Source organism: Peribacillus sp. TE19612 (assembly GCF_056279465.1).
The window spans coordinates 215,694-236,697 of sequence record NZ_JBWCCL010000001.1 but is presented as its reverse complement, the minus strand read 5'-3'; the positions used below and the strand labels follow the sequence as shown (position 1 = coordinate 236,697).

The following is a 21,004-nucleotide window of genomic DNA, read 5'->3' as shown; positions in this document are numbered from 1 at the left end:
TATTTTTATGATGCTCTTTCCCCCCTAAATATATATTTATACTTGAACGATAATAAGATTCGAACCTTTCACCTTTCGATATTTTGGAATGCTAATACGAAGAATCCATTTTTCTGTTCAAGTGATTACAATTATTCGCTAACCAGAATCCTCTCTCCTTCAAAATAAAAAAATAAAACATCCCCCTTAAAACTTGAAGATGTTCATGTCTACTACATAATCATTTAGACATTGCAGAGTTTCTGTACATGTAACTTGTGATTACCTTGAAACCCCAAAACCTTTAATTTAAATGATTAAAATTCCTCAGGGTTAGACAAGTAGAAGGCTTTTACATAGATAGTAAAACTACGTCCCCTTACATAATCACATTGGTTAGAAGGCAAATGCAAACCATACCCCCTAATCATTCCCAAAAAGTATTATCCCACAATAAAAAGCTGAGGGGGCCCCCTCAGCTTTTTATTGTTCCATTAATTATTTCCCAAGAAATGTTACTTTCAATAGGCTGTGAATATCCTTTTCATGTCACGGATAATGCTGACTCATCTTTCATAAGCCTTTTGCGATAAACCATATTGGACAGCTGTACACTCACTTCATAAAGCACAAGCAAAGGGACGATAACCAAAATGTCCGAAATTATATCTGGAGGCGTAATCAGGATCGAGATGATGACCAGGACGAAATAAGAAATCTTGCGAGACTTTTTCAACACTGCTGGATTGATGATGCCTAATCTGGTCAGGAACATGACCACAAGCGGCATCTCGAATAAAATTCCGAAAGGTAAGATCAAATTAATCATGAAACGAAAATACTTTTCCGCAGTGAACATCATCTCGAACTGCCCGGCCGATAGGGAAGTTAGGAAACCCAGCACTATTGGAAACAACACAAAATATCCAAATGAGATACCTGTGATGAATAGAATGAACAGTCCGGGTATGAAGCGAAATGTAACTCTTCTCTCTTCCGGTTTCAAAGCTGGAGCCACAAAGCGCCATAACTGATAGGCCGCTAACGGAATCGTTGCAGCAATTGCGCAAACCCCAGCGATAATCATATATACCCATAGGATCTCACTTGGGCCGAGCACGGCAAGCTTTCCTTCCAAATCTTTAATAAGTAAATTATAAATATCCTGTACGAATATGAAGCTTATTATGAAAAAAGCCACAAAGCCTATCAGTGTTTTAATGATTCTGCTTCGGAGTTCCTCCATATGCTCAATAACGTGTAAATCCTTACTCTCCACTTTCACTCCCCCTTTTTAGACATATTATTTGCCATTTTGCAAATAGCGCCTCCGCCTCTAACCCTTCTCATGAAAAGAAGCAGGCGAGTCTTTCCGCCCGCTCTATCTCATTTACTTCATCCCTCTTTTTTAACAGCTCTTAATGCAGCTTTATTCTCGTTTTCTTCTTCTTTTTCTGTATCATTCACCAATCCTTTGGTTGCACTTTTGAATTCGGACAATGTCCGGCCAAATGCACGGCCTATTTCCGGCAGTTTGGACGGTCCAAAAATAATCAGTGCAATCACAAGGACAATCACCAAACCGGGTATTCCTATATTTGAAAGCATTCTTACTCACTCCTTTGATCTTCTCATTTTTCTTCGCTATATTCCTGTCAAGCATCATAAGGATTCCCTATCAATTAGTCACTTTCCCCTGACTTTTCATTCTTTGTTTTTCATGTGCGCGATTATGGGCACGTGTCCGATCTTCCTCAACTTCGTTCGTTTTTTGTACACCTTCCATAACCGCTGCTGAAGCAACCTTTCGCAGCCCTGTTTGATCCTTATCAAAAACAAAGGATGCTCTTGTCGATATATCCGCACCTGGTTCTGTCACGAATGGGACTACACGGTAATCCGCCTTCCATTGTTCTGGTGTTACTTTGCACCGTACATATCCCCTGTAATCATTAAAGAACTTTATATGCGGATTCTGACTTAGTATTTTATCCGTGTCCGCACGCTTATCCGCACCATTTCCACCAGATGTGATCGAAGTGCCGACAAACTCCACACCGAAAATCTTTGAATTTGGATCATCGAAATCCGCCTTTAAATTGGCGGCCCAGCTTGCATGTACATCACCGGTCAACACGACCAGATTTTCCAGGTTGTTGCTTTTGATTACATCAATTAAGCGATCGCGTGCAGCCGGGTAACCATCCCAGGAATCCATGCTGAATTTGGGAGCGGTTGGTGTACCATAATTCCGTTGTGCAAAGAAAATCTGCTGAGGCAGAACATTCCAATTCGTTTTTGAATTTGATAGATTGTCAGTTAGCCACTGTTCCTGCTCTGGACCTAGTAATGTCCGTTTCGGATCAAGTGACTCAGGCGTTTGCGGTGAACTTCCATCACCGTTTGCCTGATCATCCCGGTATTGACGTGAATCCAATACATAGAAAGAGGCCAGGTCGCCATATGTGAAATTTCGGTATAACCTCATATCCGCTCCCTTAGGCAAAGATGATTTACGAAGGGGCATATGCTCATAGTAAGCCTGATAAGCGGCGGCCCTTCTCTTGATGAAAGCTTCTACCGATTGTCCTTTTTCCGGGATGACATTTGCATAATTGTTTTCAACTTCATGATCATCCCAAGTCACGACCCATGGGAAAGCTGCGTGTGCCGCTTTTAAATGGGTATCAGAGCGATATTGTGCGTATCTATTCCGATAATCTTCAAGTGTAATGATCTCTGGTCCACTATGTACACGGACATTACCTGTAGAAGAAACATATTCATTTGGTCCATATTCATATATATAATCGCCAAGGTGGAAGACAATATCCAGATCTTCCTTTGCCAAATGTTTATACGCCGTATAATAACCATGCTCAAATTGCTGGCATGAAACAAACGCGAATGACAAGCTCGAAACACTTGAACCTATTGGCGGAAGTGTTTTCGTTTTCCCAGTCTGACTTACTTCCCCGCCGCTTTTAAAACGGTAAAAATAGACTTTATCAGGTTTTAACCCGCTTACTTCCACATGTACGGAATGGCCAAGTTCCGGCCTGGCTATTTCCTTGCCTTGCTGGACAACCTTTCTGAAATTCTCATCCTTTGCCACTTCCCATTTAACCGAAATGGCTTCTTTTGGCATTCCCCCTCCATTCAACGGATCCGGTGCCAACCTTGTCCATAAAACGACACTGTCCGAGAGCGGATCTCCTGAAGCAACACCGAGAGTAAATGGATAATCACTGAATTTCGGGGCAGCATTCACTTCAATACCGCCCATTGATTGGGCAAGAGCAAGACCTAATGAAAGTCCGGCAAGCTTACTCGCTCCCTGGATAAAATTTCGGCGGTCCATATTCTTACCTAATTCGCTCCAATTCTTAATTAAATCATCCATTGCTCTTTCATTATTCATTAATCTTTCCCTCCTATTATTTGAATCTGGTTCAAGTATAGAAGGCCATTTTTAAAGGTGTATGAAGATGTGTAAATCAATAAATTTCCAATTAGGAATTTTTAGGCATGACTAATGGCACCCACTGAATACAAAAAGAGTTTTGATTCACTTATACATTTACATAGCCCTACAAACTTTTACATATAACGACAGTCTTTCAGCCTAGTTCTCTTAATGAATCATTTATTTAATCGTTACAAATAACTTCCATGGGCTATTTTTACAATAAACCTTTAAAACTATAAAATCCTAAAGAAGCCAGAGAAATAATGGAATAAAAGGAAGATCGCCATCACTTGGTTGGATCCACCGCAGTAAGGAAACCTTGATTCAAAGAAAGCTTTAGAAATCATCATAGTTTTCTAAAATCGGACTAATAATGCTTCAGCAATACTTTTATAAGTGAATACTTACTTTTGGTTTAAAACCATCCTAATTTATGTAATAATAGTTTCATAACAAAAAAAAGAAAGCACTTGAGGATTCTGCATTGGAGAGTATGGAAGCATTATTTGAAAAAATTGAGATATTGAGGAAAGAACTAATAACCACCGGATTGATTTATGGATTTACTGCCCCAAAAACATTACATAAAAGCCAGGAACTAGATGAACTGTTGAATTTACTTACAAATGAAAAAGAACCAAATGATTTAGAATATGTCTAAAAAGCGGAATGAAGCCTGATTGATTTTTCTACTAATACTTCATGGAATCATCACTGTGTAGTTCATGCTTCTCTTACCTCTTATATTTTTCTTGGACTCGTGGTCTAATTTTGATGCAATATCCGCTAAATCATTAGATAATTGTTAACATCATCACTCTTCCTAATTAAAAAGCATCCAAAATGAATGGATGCCTCAGACTGTAGACAAACTCGAGAATTTGTCTACAATTTTTTTTTTGCTTGTACAAATTTGGACGTTGATTGGAACGTAGGGCACTCGCTTTCCGTGGGCGGTCCGCCCTCGGCGCACTTGCGCCTGTGGGGCTTCCCTTGGACTCGTTTTTCCCGCAGGAGTCTCGCACACCCGCTCCAATCAACTATGTTTAAAAATTTGTATAATACTCCTTTTGCCTACAGTCTTTTTTGTTTTAAAATAGATTTATTAAAACTTGAGATGATGAGTTTGCTTTCTAAACATGATTCATTCAGCGAGATCAACTGGAATGATTACTTTAGACCCACTGGTGCCAGCGAACCATTGAGTTCGTAAAATGGAGACTGCCATTGAATTCTCTTTCATTTATGATTTAGTGAAAGATATGTACTCAGAGAAAAGACGCCCAAGTATTGATCCAGTAAGGTTTTGAGGGGATTTTCATTGAATAATATTGGACTGCCACATAAAAAATAGAGACAATGAGGAAAGAATTAATAAATACGGCATTGAAACATTGGATCACTTCACCAAAAACTATACATATAAGCCAGGAACTAGAAAAACTGTTGGAAAACTGGCTGTTTTTTCGTCGGGAAATTCCCCAATTTCATAAGTCTAGCGTTTTCTAAGCATTCATTTTCCTATATCTTACGGTCATATCAACGATTGTCAATAATAAAACAAACCACAACATTGGATTATTCAAAGAGATTCCTACAGTAGATTTTCCGCCCATTACCGTTAATACACCTATTAGCACTAACATAAAAAAAATAAATACTGCTTCTCCAATTAATGCATTTTCACAATCTTTTTCAGTCTTTCGATTAATGACAATATAGACAACCGCTAATGAGACCATTCCAATTGTCAGTGCAGTTTTAGGAATGTCTTTGAGAACGAGATGAGGGAAATAATCAAAAATCATAAGAAAAGAAAATAATAAAAAGATACCTATTCTCAATAATATTTTCAAATTCATCTTATTCCCCATTTCCTCGATTTATTATTTCCCAAACCAGTAATTGCATTGGAAATATTGAACTGATTTAGGTGATGTGTAATTACTTTTGCCATAATAAACCACTGTCGCATGATAATTTCTTTTCTTTTCTGCAGTGCTATATGAACTTGATACCCAAGAACCAACGTAAGTTGGACTAATTTTGGACCAGCTATTTAACTTTACAAAAAGCCAATTAGCGAATACACTGTCTGTCAGTTTTTTAGGAATCTTTTTCATCATATATGCAAAAATTAGATTTTTGGCTTCATTTACACCGGTATTTTTGTAGGTTCTATAAATAGGAGCTATTTCAGTTTTTGTTGATCCACCTGAAATAGGTCCATATGCAGTTATACCACCAGAGTTAAGTGTATTAATACTCATAACTTCATTATATAGATTTTCAATCTCTTGCTCCGTTAAAATTGTATTACTTATTATTTCTAGTTCATTAAAAGAATAGGCATGTTCGTTTACTTCTTGTTGTGTCGATGTCTCGTTGCTAACTTCTATACTTGCAAAGGAAGGAGCTATAAAACTAAATAAAATAATCAACGATAATGAAAAGGCAAATATATTTTTCATAATATTCTATTCCCCTTCTAGTAGATTTTTTCTTAACATTTTTCCTACATTTAAGAAATAAATTCTCTCATAGAAGATGCTGTTTATGGAGTGATCTAAGTAGAGGCTGAAGGACAAAGGTTTAAGGCTGAAGGCTGAGGCGGGAACAATTCCGATTTCTATATCAGTTTATAAAATCCTCTCCTTTCCATGGTTAGGTATTATCTACCACTTTATATTAACATTAGTATGAAAATATAACTAGATTTATTTTATTTTTATAAAAATATATAAAAAATAAGGGTCTGAAGAATCATTATTCAAATTATCGTTACCTCTGTTATAAGCTGTGGGTTTTATGAGTTCATTCAAACTTGGAATAAGTCTCGGTAAGATTTTTTTCGTAAGAAGTAGTTTTTTATGTTCGGAAAATTCTTTGACTGGTTCACATAGACGTCGTAAAAGATACTATTTATTATGAATTCTAATAATTTTTAAATGTCTCATTTCCTCATACATTTAAATGCTTTCATAATATTTGTTAAGCAATATCAAAATATTAATATTTTATGATTTCGCAATTACGCTTATTGCTTTTAAAAAGATCAAGACAATTATGCCTCATGTTAAACGATTGATTCGTTCATTCTATAAGAAAAAGAGCCGTTGTAACAGCTCCTTGTCCCCTCTTTCCCCCTTTTGGACCGAATGATAGAGGAATGTTTCTCCTACTCATTTTTGACTCTTTGCAAGCGTTTGACCTTATATTGTTCAAAATCCCAATTCGACAAAAATTCTTTTGCAGAAGTGTAGCCTGATTTATAGAGAAAGTTGATTTCTTCCTCATTCAGTTCAAAATCCGTTGCATTGATGCCGCCAACAGGAATTTGAATCGTGCGTTCAATCGTTTCTTCGTTCATATGTCGTAAATCATGGGCTTGGAGCATCGTTTTAAATATATTTTTGGAAAGGTGGATTGGCGTTGGGATAACCCCGCCTATGTTAACTTCATCTTTCACAAAATGGAATCCGAATGTTGGAAAACGAGGATGGTCGGTATCAAATATCCATATCGGGAAGTTACTAAGTAAACCACCATCTAAAATGTAGGATTTTTTCCGGTCTTTTGATTTCCAAATAACCGGACGGAAGAAAAATGGTAAGGAGGCACTCATCATAACAGCAGTTGAAACTTTTAAATCAGCAGGAGACATCCCATAGCGGTCCAAATCATCTGGCAAAATAAGCATCTGTCCATTCGAAACATCAGAAGCAATGATCTTCAACTTTCCATCTGGAAGATCCGCGAATGTCTTTATCCCTTTTTCTGAAAGAAGTGAATCTACCCATGTCTCCAAATAATCGTTTTTGTAAATCCCAAGATGAACCATAAGTTCCAAAAAGAAGCCCAAAATGGGAATTCGATTCAGAATTGTCCTGCCTCGAAACTTTGAGTAATTGATTTCACTAAACCGTTCTCTAATTTCATGGCTTTTATATCCACTAGCCAAAAGTGCAGCTATTACTGCTCCTGCTGATGTCCCAGCAAGTCTTTCCCATTCGACATTTTCCTCTTCCATTGCTTGAATTGCCCCAATAAAAGCAATTCCCCTGACCCCCCCACCTTCAAAAACGGCATCTGCTTTCATTTTTTTCCACCTCTCGATAAGAGTTATTATCATATTAACAATATTTGAAAATAATGTGAATTTTCACACTCTTTAACCCTTTGATGGCAATCTAACGTAATAACAATAGTAGGATAGCTTCTATTATCATGGTATGTAGAAAACGAAGCATTTGCATGGACAAATTATCAGATTAGGAAGCAGCCTTTGATAAAGGAATTCTTTAAATGATGTCGAAAAGGATATGTAACAATTGAAGGAGTGAAAAAATGGAAAATAACCGTGCCAAGAAAATGTATGATTACCATGTTTGGGCCAATCAGCAAGTGTTCCAAAAACTAAAACAATTACCGGACGGAGTTTATGGAGACACGATAAAAAGTGTCTTTCCATCCATCAAGGAAGTCCTTGTTCACCTTTACGCAACAGATATTACCTGGTTGGAGATAATGAAAGGAAGCACAGTTCAAGAAACTTTTAAAAAAGTTGAACAGCGGCGGAAAGAAGTGGACGGAATCTCATTAAATGAACTGGAATCCTCATATGATGAACTTGCAAAGGATTATGACAATTTTCTTAATTCGCAGCCTGATCTTGAATGGACCATTGTAACCGAACATCCGAAAATGGGGGCTTGTGAGTTTGTACTTGCCGACCTCATCCATCATGTAGTGAATCATGGGACCTATCATCGCGGTAATGTATCAGCGATGCTCCATCAACAAGGCGAGAATGGGGCACCAACAGATTATGTATTTTACTGTTTAAAATAAGCCGTTTGACAACCTTTAGGAGTTGCAGTAACATTGCCGCTCATTCCAGATGAAAGCCGATGATCCTCTTGTAAAGGAATCATCGGCTTTATTTGGATGATTAAAATTCATACGCCCGTAGAATGCTATATTCAGTCAGTACAACTTTCTTCTATATATGTTACATGACCTTTAAAGCTTTATCCGTTGAAGGCGAAGTGCATTCAATACGACTGACACAGAACTGAAGGCCATGGCAGCACCCGCTAACCACGGGGCAAGCAGTCCGATTGCCGCAATTGGTATTCCGATTACATTATAGGCAAAAGCCCAGAATAGGTTTTGTTTGATGTTTTTCATCGTCTTCCTGCTCATAAGGATGGCATCTGCAATACTGTTCAAATCACCCCGGATCAAAGTGATATCGGCAGCTTCCATGGCTATGTCCGTCCCGGTTCCTATTGCCATTCCTATATCGGCTAGTGCCAGCGCGGGAGCATCATTTATCCCATCACCGACCATTGCCACAGTTTTACCGGCGGCCTGCATTTTTTTCACTTCTTCCGCTTTCCCTTCAGGTAGGACTTCTGCGATTACATGGTCAATGCCAACTTGATGGCCGATGGCATTTGCTGTTCTTTGATTATCCCCGGTTATCATGATGACCTGGATATCCATTGCTTTTAACCTTTTAATCGCCGCTAGTGAGCTCTCTTTTATCGTATCCGCAACAGCAATGAGTCCTGCATATTCCCCTTCAATGCTAGCGAGCATTGCAGTCTTCCCTTGCTCTTCAAATTCTTCCATCGCTGTTAGCGCCTTAGTGATATCCACGTTATTTTGCTTCATCAATTTACGGGTTCCGATGAATATCACTTTTTGATCCGCCACAGCTCTAATCCCGTATCCAGGCATCGCTTCAAATTCCTCAACAGCTGCAAGTGAAATCTGTCTTGCTTGAATTCCTTGAACGATTGATTGAGCAAGAGGGTGTTCAGATTGTTTTTCAGCTGCACCGATTAATGATAAAAACTGTTCTTCCTCCATACCATTCTCAATGAGGACATCTGTCAACACAGGGGTACCATTCGTTACCGTTCCCGTTTTATCCAAGATGACCGTATCAATATGGTGGGTGGTTTCCAGATGTTCCCCGCCTTTAAATAAGATCCCGAATTCGGCAGCCCTTCCAGACCCTGCCATGATAGAGGTGGGAGTGGCCAGGCCTAAAGCACATGGGCAGGCTATGACTAGCACTGCAATCATCGCTTCAAAAGCAGGTGTGAATTCTCCAGGGTTAACCCAAATCATCCAAACCAGAAAAGTTAAAAGAGCGATTCCGACAACAATGGGAACGAAAACACCGGAAATTTGGTCAGCAAGCCGTTGAATCGGCGCTTTCGAACCTTGAGCATCTTCGACGACTTTAATGATTTGGGAAAGAGCTGTATCCCTTCCTATTTTAGTCGCTTTCATTTTGAGAAACCCATTCTTATTCAATGTTGAACCGATCACAGTATCCCCGTTTGTTTTATCGACCGGGATGCTCTCACCCGTTAACATGGATTCATCGACGGCAGAGTTCCCTTCGATTACCTTGCCATCGACAGGGATCTTTTCACCCGGCTTCACCAAAATCGTATCCCCTACGATGACTTCTTCAAGTGGTATTTCCCGTTCTTCCCCATTTCTTAGAACGAATGCCGTTTTGGCCTGAAGCCCCATCAATTTTTTGATGGCCTCGGAAGAACGTCCTTTTGCTTTTGCTTCAAACAGCTTACCCAAAAGTATGAGGGTGATAAGAATCGAACTTGTTTCGAAATAAAGTTGTGCCGTATTGTGATGGGAACCCATCGAGATGATCGCCTGATAAACGCTGTAAAAATAGGCAGCGGATGTTCCCATCGCGACTAATACATCCATATTGGCACTTTTATTTCTCAAGGCTTTATAAGCTCCAACATAGAACTGCTTTCCAATCAAAAATTGCACCGGGGTTGCGAATGCCATCTGCACCCAAGGATTCATGAGGAAATCAGGCATATAGATAAACGAAGTAAAACTAAAATGGCTTACCATCGCCCATAACAATGGAAAAGATAAAATGACTGAAAAGATGAATGTATTCTTTTGTTTTTGTATTTCTTTTTGACGGAAATTCACGGATTCCATTTTATCTTCCTTGATGATCGCCCCATACCCCATCTTCTCCACCCGTTGAATGATGTCAATTGGGGAGGCTTGGGAAGGATCATATTCGACGGTCGCATTTTCAAGCGCTAGATTGACATTAGCCATGCTCACCCCATCCATCTTATTTAACCCTTTTTCTATTCGGTTTGCACAGGCAGCGCAGGTCATGCCAGTAATCGTAAATTCCTTTTTCTCTTTTACTACATCATAGCCAAGATCCTGAATTTTCTTTTCGAAGTCCTGGTTGCTTACTTTTTCCGAATCATATTTAATAACCGATTTCTCAAGAGCCAAATTAACGGTGGCTTCCTCAACGCCTTCCATTTTGTTTAACCCTTTTTCAATTCGGTTTGCACAGGCAGCGCAAGTCATTCCTGAAATCTGTAAACTTGTTTCTTTTATTTGGCTGCTCACTTCATCCCGCCTCCCTATACCGCTATGGGGTATATTCCTTTGTAAAAAAGAAGTGCTTAACAGCACTCTCATAACTTACTCGACATCGTAGCCTTGATCATCGATTGTTTCTTTTATTTTCTCAAGTGATACTTTTTCCTTGTCAAACGCTACATCTACTTTTCCTGCATCCAAATGCACCTTTACGCTTTCAACACCCGCAAGTTTTCCTACATTCCCTTCAACTGCATTCACACAATGACCACAAGACATTCCACTTACATTCAATGTTACATTTTCCATTTTATCCACTGCTCCTTTATTTTTTCATTAATTTTTGTATCGTTACAAGCACTTCATCTATAACCTCTGTATCCCCTTCATTCAGGCGTTCAACCACACAATTCCTTAGATGCCCTTCCAATAAAATCTTGGCCACACTATTCATCGCGCTTTGTGTAGCTGCTATTTGGGTGATCACATCATCACAGTACGTATCTTTTTCAATAAGACCCTTTATACCGCGGATTTGACCTTCAATTCGATTTAACCGGGTCGTTAAGTTCTTTTTTACTGCTTCTGAGTGATGACTCTTTCGGCCGTGGGAAGAGGTCGTACAGCATTCTTCTTCATTCACCGCATCTTGCCCATTCATCATTTCATCCATTGCCCATCCCTCCTCAAAAATTAATATACCATACCCTCCTACCCTATGCAAAGAGAAAGATTTATGTGCATCATTTATTACTATCCGTATTTTAACATTTTCTATTCTTAAGCTCAGAGCCTGCTCCCTATCTGCCAAGTCTCGCAGGGGCTCGGCTAGCCAGTCATTTCTGCAGGAGTGTCGCAAATTTCTTCAATCTCTGTGTGGTTTCATCTTTTTTTAATGTAGGTTTTGACATCTTCATTAATAAATGAAGCATATTCATCTGATCCACTAACAGATTTAGAAAATATAACCAGTATAAGGATAATCCATATCAAATCCACGAATGACATCATAAGTTCCTTTTCTCATAACAACGGTGTCAATTCTTTCGAGGAATGAATTGTAGCCAGAATCTCCTTCTACTTCTGTTGATCCTAACCACTCTAATATACCATCCTCATTTGCAATATAGCCATCAATCGAAGTCCAATGTATAATATAATGTTACGCTATATTTACATTAACCAACTGATCCCCCGTCGGAACATTACCTTAATATTTCTTCATATAAACCATCTTGTTATGCCTTTAATACTTCCTCAGGTGAGATACCAATGTGACAAGATTATCTTACTAAAATTGATTCTCCTTCTTTCACAAACCTGCGTTGTTAGTTGAAGAAGAAAAAGGAATTTCATTCGACTATCGTTAATCAATTATATCATCCCAAGAATGTACTTTTTTGGCAGTTCCTAAACGCTGAGCAGGATTTTTCCTATGTTTCACCAGACTTGCAGATGTTCTAATTGTTTTAAGGATTGTAGTAGCCATTTAAGCATATTAGGATTAAAAAATTCGCATATATATATATGATTTTCCATCTCCTTTGGATGTTACCACAGAACTTTCCAATACTGAAAATTTCGTCCAGTTTCCAGGTATCAGGATTATAGGTTATTTATTCTTACTCATAGAAACCCTCCGTCCATTCTCATTACACCTATTGAAACATAAAAAAACCCGGATAAGGGACCTTTTGATGTGTGTCCGTTATTCGGGGTATAGTTTATGTTTCTTCAGCGTTATTATTTTTTTAATTTAAGATTCCAATGTGATTATCACAGTTCTTTTGAAATATTATTGTTCCTTTTCTTTTTCACTAAAAGAATGATGCCAATGATAAAAGCAACTGCGCTGTATAACCAGGTATACATAAAGGCAAGTCCCAGTCCGATATTTGCGTCCATATAATCGTTTTTCACATGATCTATGGCTAAATATAAAAGTGGAGCAGCTCCAATGATGAACAAGATGACCCAGAGAACATTTTTTTTCGGATTCTTAGTTGATAAAATAATAATGATGAAGGATAGCAAGAGAAACAGTTCTGAAACTATCGTCAACGTTACCAAATTGCTCATAATAATTCACTCCTATAATCATGGTTGCATAAATGGAATATATTTATGTTCCCTTACATCTATGCTACTTTTCGTTCCTATATTATTAACTTAAAAAACCTGAACCCCTCCAACAGGATGAAAGATCCAGGTTTCATGTTAATTTTTCTTGGATAATTGCAGGGCATTCTTGATGCTTTTCAGTGATTTTGAGCTACCGTACATCAAGACACCACCACGATAGATTTTTGCTCCGATTATTCCAAGTATAACAATCGTTAAGATCAAGACAGCAATGCTGATGGCGATTTCCCAGAACGGAACCTCAAGCATCCCTACGCGCAAGAACATGATCATCGGAGTGAAAAATGGAATGAATGATGTAATCGTAATATAACTGGCTGACGGATTCCCCAGACCAAACATTGCAATCATGAAGGCGATGACAACTAACATGGTCATCGGTGAAATCATTTGCTGGACATCTTCAATTTTGCTGACAACGGATCCAAGGCATGCCGCAAGAGTCGCGTACAGAAAATATCCAAGCAAAGCAAAGATGATTGCATAAATGATCGTTGAGATATCTGTACTGCCGAAACCGAAAAATGAAAAGAATCCTTCATCCATACCTGTCAAGTTTTGTTTAATCGAGAAATAGCCCACCCCAAAAAATAAAATCATTTGAGTAAGGCTAAGTAAAGCAACACCCATTATTTTGGCAAACATCTGTGTGACTGGCGGGACACTTGAAATCAGGATTTCCATGACTCGTGATGTTTTCTCAGTAGCCACTTCCATTGCAATCATCGTTGCATACATCAACACACCGAAGTAAATCACGAATAGGAGCACATACACGAGACCGCGTGCTTGATTGAGATCCTCTTCCGTCTTTGCATTTTTCTGAAGAGCAATCGTATCAAATGCTGGCGGCGTATTCAATTGAGCGATTTGCTGCTCTGTCAAATTCAATTCCTTCGCCGTTATTTGACCCTTCAATTGAGTAAGCGCTAATAGTAAATCATTACTTACCGCAGAATCTGAAATTTGATTCGCTTTGTACGTTCCCTTGAAGCCGAGAGTTTTATCCTTTTGGATTAATAAATACCCAACGATTTCTTCCGCGCTGACCATTTCCTCCGCTTCCTTTTCATCCTGGGCGGATATTATCGATAGGTCATCGTTCACACCTGCTACCGCTTTTTTATAAGAATCAAATAAACCGCCTTCAGTCTGATCGATTACGGCAACCTTTTCCTGTTCATCACTGTCGAATTTATCAATAAGATTCGAAAGATTCGAAAGAAGGAGAATCAGTGCCATCATAATGATTGTAGAAATGATAAAGGATTTCGTCTTTAATTTTGATAGGTATGTATGGGAAAGGACAATCCAAAATTTATTCATAGACGGCACCTACTTTTTCAATGAAAATATCCGTTAGCGATGGTTCTTCCAATTCGAATTTCCGGACGAAACCTCTTGGAACAAGATCACATAGCATGCTCTCAGCCACATCTTCACCAGTTACTTGAAGAATTTTCCCTTCCATCGTGTTCTTGACTTTTGTTACACCTGCATAATGATCCAAGAAAGATAGATCAAAATCCGCTTTAATTGAGACATTCTTTTTACCAAAAGAACGCTTGATTTCTTTTAACTTTCCAGCCACAACAGGTGAACCTTTATGCATGATGCAAAGATGCTCACACATCTCTTCGACATGCTCCATGCGATGGCTCGAGAAAACGATCGTCGTGCCGCTGTCCCTTAAGTCAATGACCGCTTTCTTCAGGATTTCCACATTCACTGGATCCAGTCCGCTGAAGGGTTCGTCAAGGATAAGTAATTCAGGTTTATGGATCATGGATGCGATCAGCTGGATTTTTTGTTGATTTCCCTTTGAAAGCTCTTCAACTCGCTTATCGATATACTCGGGCACCATAAAGCGGTCCAGCCAATACTCCAATTCTTTCAAAGCATCACGTTTGTTCATCCCTCTTAATCTAGCCAAATAAACAATTTGATCGCGCACCTTCAGTTTTGGATATAGTCCGCGTTCCTCAGGAAGATAGCCAATCATTGAACTGGTCGTATAATCGATTTTCTTACCATCCCAGACAACTTCCCCTTCAGTAGGGTCAAGCAGGCCAAGTATCATTCGGAACGTGGTCGTTTTCCCCGCTCCATTCCCGCCTAAAAAGCCGAACATTTCTTTTTCGGGAATAGTTAAATCAAGCTTGTTGACTGCTGTGAAATCCCCGAATTTTTTCGTAACTTCTTTAATGTGTAAAAGCAATGCGCAACCTCCTATTATATGATTCTAATTATATGTTAACGGAAATGTTTTCCAATTTCAACTATCGCCAAGGAGCAAATAACTCTTTTCACCTTTGATTATATGCATGTTCCAGAAAAAAATTAACTTTTCACGTTTGCCCTTTACCCTACTAGTATTTTTTCTGCGAAACTTAAGACAAAACCCCCTTTCCCTTTTTATTGGTAATAACATGGTCAACATTTTCACAACCCCCTACGTCTCCTGCCTTTCCCTAACACGAGCATGTTACTAAACTGAAAGCCCTTTTTTTGAAAACGAGGCAATAAAAAAATATATTGGGTACCGTAAAGATACCCAACCTCTATGAGTTATATATTGCTCGCTTTAAAGGACACATTTCCCAACTGTCGCTAATGAGTCTATCTTATTTTACAATCGTTACTTTTACATTTCTTTTTTCAAGCAATTTTCTTGATGCTTCATCTATTTCTTTATCCGTAATGACCTCATCCACTTCACTAGGCGGAACGATTAATGAAAACGCCTTTTTTCCAAACTTTGAGGAATCCACCATCAGGATCACTGCATCCGACCTCTCGATCATTTTCTTTTTTAATAAAGCCTGCCCTTCATTAGAATCACTGAGTCCTTCTTCTACGTGAATCCCCTTGCAAGACAAAAACGTTTTGTTGACATGATACATGGTTAATGACTTCTCTGCAATCGGACCAACAAATGATAAAGATTTTGACAGCAACCTTCCCCCGGTTGAAATAACCTCTATTTTTTCTTTTTTACTCAATTCCATCACCACTTTGGTGGAATTGGTAATAACCGTTAGCGGTATGTTTGGTAAGGCTTTTGACATATACCAGGCAGTTGTACTTGCATCTAAAATAATCCTGTCACCTTCCACTATCCGCTTTGCCGCTTCATATGCTATCACTTTTTTTTCATTGACATTTGTTATCACTCTTTCGGAAAAATGGATTTCCGAATCATCTTCTTGCAGGCTAACGGCACCGCCGTGGCTGCGTTTTAGTTTTGTTTCTTTCTCAAGCTTTTCGAGATCACGTCGGATTGTTTCCTCTGTTACTGAAAAGATTTCACTTAATTCTGTAACACGAATACTCGAACGTTCATTTACGAGTTCGACAATTTTTTGGTGTCTTTGAGCTACAAGCATACCAACTTTCTCCTATCTATATAATCTTTGTTTACCTTTGTTTGTTTTTGTATTGTAACATATATAAAGCCCTCTATATAAATAGAGAGCTTAGGAACTGCCTTTTTTCATTGATATGGTTATTTGGCAATTAGCTTAAAACCTTCAATAATTTCTTCAATATCTTCATCACTAATATCGATTATTTCGCCAATACTTTTAGCGTACACCAATGCTTTTGCACTATATTCAGCTACTTCTAGCCTATCAAATACACTCAGTAAACTTTTTCCTGAGACAACTGCATACCCATTTTCAATTAATAGGACAGGATTATCCTCTGCTAGTTTATCTGCAATCATGCTATTATGATCTTCACCCATTCCAAAAGGCACTTTATCTATATCCCGAAGAACAATGTAGGCTTCTGGAATTATATGTGTATTATATTTAACATCTGTCACTGCATAGGCCATTAAAAATCTTGGGTTCGCAATGATTACGGATGTAAGCTCCGGGTTTAACTCATATATTTTTTGATGAAGCTCAAAAAACTCACATGGTTCCTTTCCAGCTTCACTATACTCCTGATGAATCAGAACCAATTCATCTTCCTTAATATATTTACGGTCCTGTTGAGAAGGCGTGATTAAAATAGAGCCATCTTTAAGGCGGGTTGAAAAGCTGCCTGAGATACTTGTAAAAAGCTGACGATCATATAACCGTTCCAATAACCTGATCATTTCTTGACGGCAAGAAACCTCTTCGACAGAATGGTGCTTCATTTCTATCTGTGTTAATTTATCCGCTTTATATAAATCTATTTCTTGTAAATTTTGTTCGGTCAGTTCAAATGGTTTCCCTATATTCCTTGCATTTATTTCCATACAAGCAGTATCTTCAAGTGTTTCAAACAACATAAAGGCATCAAATATAGTGGGTTTCCCTACCACAATACCATGATTCTCCAATATGACCGCATCCCCTCCTTTTGCAAATTCAGCCGAAATATTTTCCTTTAATTTGTCGCTTCCAGGGATCGCATAGGGTGCAACCTGAAGCGAATCTGCTACACTCTTATATGCATGTAAAAGCAACTTTGGGTTTGGTCCTTTACGAGCCATGCTAAAGGAAACCAAAGCCGGGGGATGAGCATGTACGACAGCTTTTATATCGGGCCTTGCTTCATAAATTCCTTGATGAAAAGGAAGCTCTACCGATGGTTTATGTTTCCCTATGAATGTACCGTCCTTTTTGACGCACATGATATCATCCATGGTTAATGTTCCTTTATCAATGCCCGATGGAGTAATCCAAAGGTCACCATTTTCATCTAGAATAGAAAGGTTTCCTCCTGAAATTGTTGTCATGCCATATTTATAGACACGTTCCATGATCATAACAATTTGTTCGGCTGGATGCAGATTTTCATTCATACTTTATCACTCCTATTATTTACATTCTTCTTTCATGGAAATTGCTTGTTTGAATTTTTCAATCAGGGATGATGATTCAATAATTTTTTCTTTTGGCTCATATTTTTTTATAAGGAACGAGTGTTCTATTAACTGACGTGCCGTTTGTAAATCGCTTATTTCATTGCCTGAAATCATTTGTACTAGTATATTCCCAATCGCCGTAGCCTCTGTTGGTCCAGCGTATATGGTTTTCCCGCTAAGGTCTGCCGTAAGTTGATTAACGAATTCATTTTTCGCTCCTCCTCCGACAATATGAAGTTGCTCGATTCTTTTCCCGGTTATCTCTTCTATTTGCCGAATGGACATCGCATAAATAATAGACATATTTGTAAATATACAGTTCGCTAATTCGCCCACTATATGTGGAATCTCCTGATTCGTCTCCCGACAATACTGTTGAATTTCTTGAATCATATTTTCTGGATTTAAAAATCGTTTATCATTAAAGTTGATGAACTGCCTGCACACCTTTATTTTCTCTGCCTCATATACAAACTGCTCGAAGTTATAGTCTTCCTTTAAATGTCTTCTGACCTCTTGAATAACCCACATACCAATGATATTTTTCAGAAAGCGGTAGGTTCCGTATGCACCCCATTCATTTGTATAATTGTTTTTAAGAGCTAACTCATTCACTATCGGTTTATCGCTTTCAATCCCAAGCAACGACCACGTTCCGCTACTAATATAGGCCCATTTCTCTCCATTACCAGGTGAACCGACTATGGCGGAAGCAGTATCATGTGAAGCAACGATAATCACTTCTGTATTGGGAAGATCAAAAGTAGAAAAACGTTCTTTCATCAGTTTCCCTAATCGTTCTCCCGGATTAGCAAAAGGCGGGAATTGATCTTTTGACAATGCAATCAGGTTTAGTAACTCTTCATCAAACTTCTTCGTGTTTACATTCAATAATTGCATCGAAGAAGCACTTGTAACTTCTGTGACCTTTTTCCCCGTTAGGCAGTAACCTAAATAATCTGGCACAGTCATGACATTCCTAGTGACTTTCAGGTTCTTTATATCTTCTTCGTACAATTGGTATAACGTGTTAAATGATAAGAATTGAATACCCGTTTTTTGATAAATGATTTCTTTAGGTAGTGTTCTTGTGATCTTTTCGATTGTATTTTCGGTGCGCTTATCACGATAAGAGATAACTTCTTGCACTCTGTGTCCATTATCATCCAACAATACGTAATCCGTTCCCCACGTATCAATTCCAAGTGTACAGTGGTCGTATCCAAGCTTTTTTGCTGATTCTAACCCCTTTAAGATTTCATTCAATAAATGATCAATATCCCAAAAACAGGTTTCATTTTGGGTGGTGAAACCATTCGCAAATCGATGGATTTCTTCAATTACTAATTTCCCGTTCTCCATTTTCCCTAAGACCAGCCGGCCACTTGAAGCACCAATATCCACCGCAATATGTATCATTAGTCCACACTCCTCAATTTCTTTAAACCATGCATTATGGAAATATGATCGCGGCCAAAGAAGTCATGCAGTTCTAAATAATAAGCATACAGTTGTTGATAAATACTTACATTTTCTTTAACCGGTATAAAAGTATCTTCTTTTACTTTTGCCATCTTAGAGGATGCCTCCTCTATGGAATCATAACCACCATTTATACGGCCGGCAGCCGTGGCAGCGTATATGGCTGCTCCTAATGCAACAACTTGTTCCCCATCCGCGATTTTAATTTCACGATTTAAAATATCGGCATATATCTGCATTAACAGTTTATTTTTTTGAGGTAATCCGCCACAAGCAAACAAATCGTTTATCTCTATACCGTCATTCTCAAAGGTTTCAAGGATTTTCCTTGTTCCAAAAGCTGTTGATTCTAAAAGTGCACGGTATATTTCTTCCGGCTTCGTAGAAAGAGTAATCCCTGCTATCACACCTGACAAGTTCGCATCTACAAGGACTGTTCGGTTGCCATTCCACCAATCTAACGCCACTAACCCAGATTGACCAGGCCTTAAGCAAGAAGCCTTTTTTTCCAGTAAGCTATGTAGATTGACACCTTCTTGCTCAGCTTCTTTCTTTACATACTCAGGAGCAGTTTGCTCAATATACCATGCAAACGAATCGCCAACAGCCACCTGTCCCGTTTCATAACTGAATGATCCGGGAATTATTCCATCCTCCACTACTCCACAAATACCTTCTACTGTTTGTTTTTTCTCAGAAATTAACATGTGGCAAGTAGAGGTTCCCATCGTCATCACAAATTGGCCTGGATGGACAGCTCCTACAGCTGGAACACCTGCATGGGCATCGATTATGGATACAGAAACAGCCGTACCAGATTTCAACCCCATCTTCTTAGCCATCCCTTCTGTTAAACCACCCGACCGTCCAGCGATGGGTAATACTTCACCACGCATTTTTGTATCCAGTATATCCAGAAGACGTTCATCAATAGCCGCTAAAAAAGCAGGGTCCGGATATCCATCTTTTTTATCCCAAAATGCTTTATAACCGCTCATATTACTGCTGCGTACCAGCTCATTCGTCAGACGGAAGGTAATCCAATCTCCGGCTTCCATAAATAGATCCGTTTCTTCATAGATATCAGGTGATTCACGTAACACTTGTAAAATCTTAGGGAACATCCATTCAGAAGAAATTTTCCCGCCATATCGTTGCAGGAATGGTTGATTCGTTGCCTGTGCAATGCGTGTAATATCATCCGCTTCTTTTTGTGCGGCATGATGCTTCCATAATTTGACCCAACTGTGAGGGTCCCTTTTCCATTTCTCATCAAAACAAAGGGGATTTCCTTTCTTATCAACAGGCAAAATGGTACATGAGGTAAAATCGATTCCAATGCCTATCACATCATTCGCATCTACTCCGCTTAACCGAATCACTTCAGGAACAGAAGTGTATAAAACGTCTAAATAATCACCTGGATGCTGGAGAGCCCAATCTTTTTCAAGTTTACATCCGTCTGGAAGCCTATTAGACAATACTCCATGACGATAAGGTGTAACATGTGTAGCCATTTCATTTCCGTTCTCTATATCTACTAGCAGCACTCTTCCTGATTCAGTGCCAAAATCAACTCCGATTGTATATCTCTCATTCATCCCTTCATCATCTCCTAACATGCAAGTCACGCAATGATATTTAATAAAAAGGCCCCT

The 21,004-nt window shown here is 38.7% G+C and carries 19 protein-coding genes and 1 pseudogene; 4 read left to right on the top strand and 16 right to left on the bottom strand.

Annotation, left to right across the window (positions count from 1 at the left end; all coding sequences use genetic code 11):
- Positions 1-523: 523 nt before the first annotated feature.
- The 3 genes from tatC to ACZ9AO_RS01145 all read right to left on the bottom strand — a co-directional run bounded on the left by tatC (position 524) and on the right by ACZ9AO_RS01145 (position 3,400).
- On the bottom strand, positions 524-1,225 hold the full coding sequence (tatC, locus tag ACZ9AO_RS01155) for a twin-arginine translocase subunit TatC (RefSeq protein ID WP_476108469.1): 702 nt from the start codon (positions 1,223-1,225) through the stop codon (positions 524-526).
- Between the two features lie 149 nt (positions 1,226-1,374).
- A complete protein-coding gene (locus tag ACZ9AO_RS01150; protein WP_034312740.1) occupies positions 1,375-1,587 on the bottom strand; it encodes a twin-arginine translocase TatA/TatE family subunit in 213 nt (70 codons plus the stop codon).
- A 70-nt stretch (positions 1,588-1,657) separates the two neighbouring features.
- Positions 1,658-3,400 (bottom strand): alkaline phosphatase D family protein, encoded by a 1,743-nt coding sequence (locus tag ACZ9AO_RS01145; protein WP_476108246.1) that lies wholly within the window; start codon positions 3,398-3,400, stop codon positions 1,658-1,660.
- 541 nt (positions 3,401-3,941) lie between these two features.
- Here ACZ9AO_RS01145 and ACZ9AO_RS01140 point away from each other — a divergent pair.
- The 3 genes and pseudogenes from ACZ9AO_RS01140 (at position 3,942) to ACZ9AO_RS01130 (ending at position 4,957) form a co-directional block, all read left to right on the top strand.
- A complete protein-coding gene (locus ACZ9AO_RS01140; protein WP_082352106.1) occupies positions 3,942-4,109 on the top strand; it encodes an aspartyl-phosphate phosphatase Spo0E family protein in 168 nt (55 codons plus the stop codon).
- 478 nt (positions 4,110-4,587) lie between these two features.
- Positions 4,588-4,749, top strand: a pseudogene (locus ACZ9AO_RS01135) (transposase); the annotation flags it as partial.
- A gap of 58 nt (positions 4,750-4,807) precedes the next feature.
- Positions 4,808-4,957, top strand: coding sequence for a Spo0E family sporulation regulatory protein-aspartic acid phosphatase (locus tag ACZ9AO_RS01130; protein ID WP_476108245.1), 150 nt, complete (start codon positions 4,808-4,810; stop codon positions 4,955-4,957).
- Here ACZ9AO_RS01130 and ACZ9AO_RS01125 read toward each other — a convergent pair.
- The 3 genes from ACZ9AO_RS01125 to ACZ9AO_RS01115 form a co-directional block, all read right to left on the bottom strand.
- Entirely contained in the window at positions 4,954-5,310 is a 357-nt protein-coding gene (locus tag ACZ9AO_RS01125; RefSeq protein ID WP_476108244.1) for a hypothetical protein, read from the bottom strand. The two genes, ACZ9AO_RS01130 and ACZ9AO_RS01125, sit on opposite strands and share 4 nt — an antisense overlap.
- Before the next feature lie 24 nt (positions 5,311-5,334).
- Positions 5,335-5,919: a hypothetical protein gene (locus tag ACZ9AO_RS01120; protein ID WP_476108243.1), complete on the bottom strand. Its 585-nt coding sequence runs from the start codon at positions 5,917-5,919 to the stop codon at positions 5,335-5,337.
- 707 nt (positions 5,920-6,626) lie between these two features.
- Positions 6,627-7,547: a patatin-like phospholipase family protein gene (locus ACZ9AO_RS01115; RefSeq protein ID WP_476108242.1), complete on the bottom strand. Its 921-nt coding sequence runs from the start codon at positions 7,545-7,547 to the stop codon at positions 6,627-6,629.
- Positions 7,548-7,795: 248 nt separating this feature from the next.
- Here ACZ9AO_RS01115 and ACZ9AO_RS01110 point away from each other — a divergent pair, with 248 nt between their 5' ends.
- The gene (locus ACZ9AO_RS01110) at positions 7,796-8,299 is read left to right on the top strand and encodes a DinB family protein (protein WP_476108241.1); all 504 of its coding nucleotides are present in this window, start codon (positions 7,796-7,798) and stop codon (positions 8,297-8,299) included.
- 171 nt (positions 8,300-8,470) lie between these two features.
- Here ACZ9AO_RS01110 and ACZ9AO_RS01105 read toward each other — a convergent pair whose 3' ends face one another.
- The 10 genes from ACZ9AO_RS01105 to ACZ9AO_RS01060 form a co-directional block, all read right to left on the bottom strand.
- Positions 8,471-10,885, bottom strand: coding sequence for a heavy metal translocating P-type ATPase (locus ACZ9AO_RS01105; protein WP_476108240.1), 2,415 nt, complete (start codon positions 10,883-10,885; stop codon positions 8,471-8,473).
- Positions 10,886-10,960: 75 nt separating this feature from the next.
- Positions 10,961-11,167 carry a copper chaperone CopZ gene (gene copZ / locus ACZ9AO_RS01100; RefSeq protein WP_053534714.1) on the bottom strand — a complete coding sequence of 69 codons (207 nt, stop codon included), beginning with the start codon at positions 11,165-11,167 and terminating at the stop codon, positions 10,961-10,963.
- A gap of 16 nt (positions 11,168-11,183) precedes the next feature.
- Entirely contained in the window at positions 11,184-11,522 is a 339-nt protein-coding gene (locus tag ACZ9AO_RS01095; RefSeq protein ID WP_231892270.1) for a metal-sensitive transcriptional regulator, read from the bottom strand.
- 1,112 nt (positions 11,523-12,634) lie between these two features.
- Positions 12,635-12,937: a hypothetical protein gene (locus tag ACZ9AO_RS01090; RefSeq protein ID WP_202316771.1), complete on the bottom strand. Its 303-nt coding sequence runs from the start codon at positions 12,935-12,937 to the stop codon at positions 12,635-12,637.
- Between the two features lie 138 nt (positions 12,938-13,075).
- Positions 13,076-14,326 (bottom strand): ABC transporter permease, encoded by a 1,251-nt coding sequence (locus ACZ9AO_RS01085; protein ID WP_251539114.1) that lies wholly within the window; start codon positions 14,324-14,326, stop codon positions 13,076-13,078.
- Positions 14,319-15,218: an ABC transporter ATP-binding protein gene (locus ACZ9AO_RS01080; RefSeq protein WP_476108239.1), complete on the bottom strand. Its 900-nt coding sequence runs from the start codon at positions 15,216-15,218 to the stop codon at positions 14,319-14,321. Before ACZ9AO_RS01080 ends, ACZ9AO_RS01085 begins: the two co-directional genes overlap by 8 nt.
- Before the next feature lie 406 nt (positions 15,219-15,624).
- Positions 15,625-16,386, bottom strand: coding sequence for a DeoR/GlpR family DNA-binding transcription regulator (locus tag ACZ9AO_RS01075; RefSeq protein WP_476108238.1), 762 nt, complete (start codon positions 16,384-16,386; stop codon positions 15,625-15,627).
- A gap of 119 nt (positions 16,387-16,505) precedes the next feature.
- The gene (locus tag ACZ9AO_RS01070) at positions 16,506-17,801 is read right to left on the bottom strand and encodes a class II aldolase/adducin family protein (protein WP_427671979.1); all 1,296 of its coding nucleotides are present in this window, start codon (positions 17,799-17,801) and stop codon (positions 16,506-16,508) included.
- Positions 17,802-17,816: 15 nt separating this feature from the next.
- Entirely contained in the window at positions 17,817-19,283 is a 1,467-nt protein-coding gene (gene rhaB / locus ACZ9AO_RS01065; RefSeq protein WP_476108237.1) for a rhamnulokinase, read from the bottom strand.
- Positions 19,283-20,947 carry a ribulokinase gene (locus ACZ9AO_RS01060; RefSeq protein ID WP_063594926.1) on the bottom strand — a complete coding sequence of 555 codons (1,665 nt, stop codon included), beginning with the start codon at positions 20,945-20,947 and terminating at the stop codon, positions 19,283-19,285. Before ACZ9AO_RS01060 ends, rhaB begins: the two co-directional genes overlap by 1 nt.
- Positions 20,948-21,004: the final 57 nt, after the last annotated feature.

Excerpts from the sequence above, each read along its gene's own strand:
- ACZ9AO_RS01075 (WP_476108238.1), bottom strand. The coding sequence starts at position 16,386 with ATGCTTGTAGCTCAAAGACACCAAAAAATTGTCGAACTCGTAAATGAA.
- copZ (WP_053534714.1), bottom strand. The coding sequence starts at position 11,167 with ATGGAAAATGTAACATTGAATGTAAGTGGAATGTCTTGTGGTCATTGT.
- rhaB (WP_476108237.1), bottom strand. The coding sequence starts at position 19,283 with ATGATACATATTGCGGTGGATATTGGTGCTTCAAGTGGCCGGCTGGTC.
- ACZ9AO_RS01125 (WP_476108244.1), bottom strand. The coding sequence starts at position 5,310 with ATGAATTTGAAAATATTATTGAGAATAGGTATCTTTTTATTATTTTCT.
- ACZ9AO_RS01095 (WP_231892270.1), bottom strand. The coding sequence starts at position 11,522 with ATGATGAATGGGCAAGATGCGGTGAATGAAGAAGAATGCTGTACGACC.
- ACZ9AO_RS01145 (WP_476108246.1), bottom strand. The coding sequence starts at position 3,400 with ATGAATAATGAAAGAGCAATGGATGATTTAATTAAGAATTGGAGCGAA.
- tatC (WP_476108469.1), bottom strand. The coding sequence starts at position 1,225 with ATGGAGGAACTCCGAAGCAGAATCATTAAAACACTGATAGGCTTTGTG.
- ACZ9AO_RS01150 (WP_034312740.1), bottom strand. The coding sequence starts at position 1,587 with ATGCTTTCAAATATAGGAATACCCGGTTTGGTGATTGTCCTTGTGATT.
- ACZ9AO_RS01115 (WP_476108242.1), bottom strand. The coding sequence starts at position 7,547 with ATGAAAGCAGATGCCGTTTTTGAAGGTGGGGGGGTCAGGGGAATTGCT.
- ACZ9AO_RS01120 (WP_476108243.1), bottom strand. The coding sequence starts at position 5,919 with ATGAAAAATATATTTGCCTTTTCATTATCGTTGATTATTTTATTTAGT.
- ACZ9AO_RS01085 (WP_251539114.1), bottom strand. The coding sequence starts at position 14,326 with ATGAATAAATTTTGGATTGTCCTTTCCCATACATACCTATCAAAATTA.
- ACZ9AO_RS01140 (WP_082352106.1), top strand. The coding sequence starts at position 3,942 with ATGGAAGCATTATTTGAAAAAATTGAGATATTGAGGAAAGAACTAATA.
- ACZ9AO_RS01060 (WP_063594926.1), bottom strand. The coding sequence starts at position 20,947 with ATGAATGAGAGATATACAATCGGAGTTGATTTTGGCACTGAATCAGGA.
- ACZ9AO_RS01070 (WP_427671979.1), bottom strand. The coding sequence starts at position 17,801 with ATGAATGAAAATCTGCATCCAGCCGAACAAATTGTTATGATCATGGAA.
- ACZ9AO_RS01110 (WP_476108241.1), top strand. The coding sequence starts at position 7,796 with ATGGAAAATAACCGTGCCAAGAAAATGTATGATTACCATGTTTGGGCC.
- ACZ9AO_RS01130 (WP_476108245.1), top strand. The coding sequence starts at position 4,808 with ATGAGGAAAGAATTAATAAATACGGCATTGAAACATTGGATCACTTCA.
- ACZ9AO_RS01090 (WP_202316771.1), bottom strand. The coding sequence starts at position 12,937 with ATGAGCAATTTGGTAACGTTGACGATAGTTTCAGAACTGTTTCTCTTG.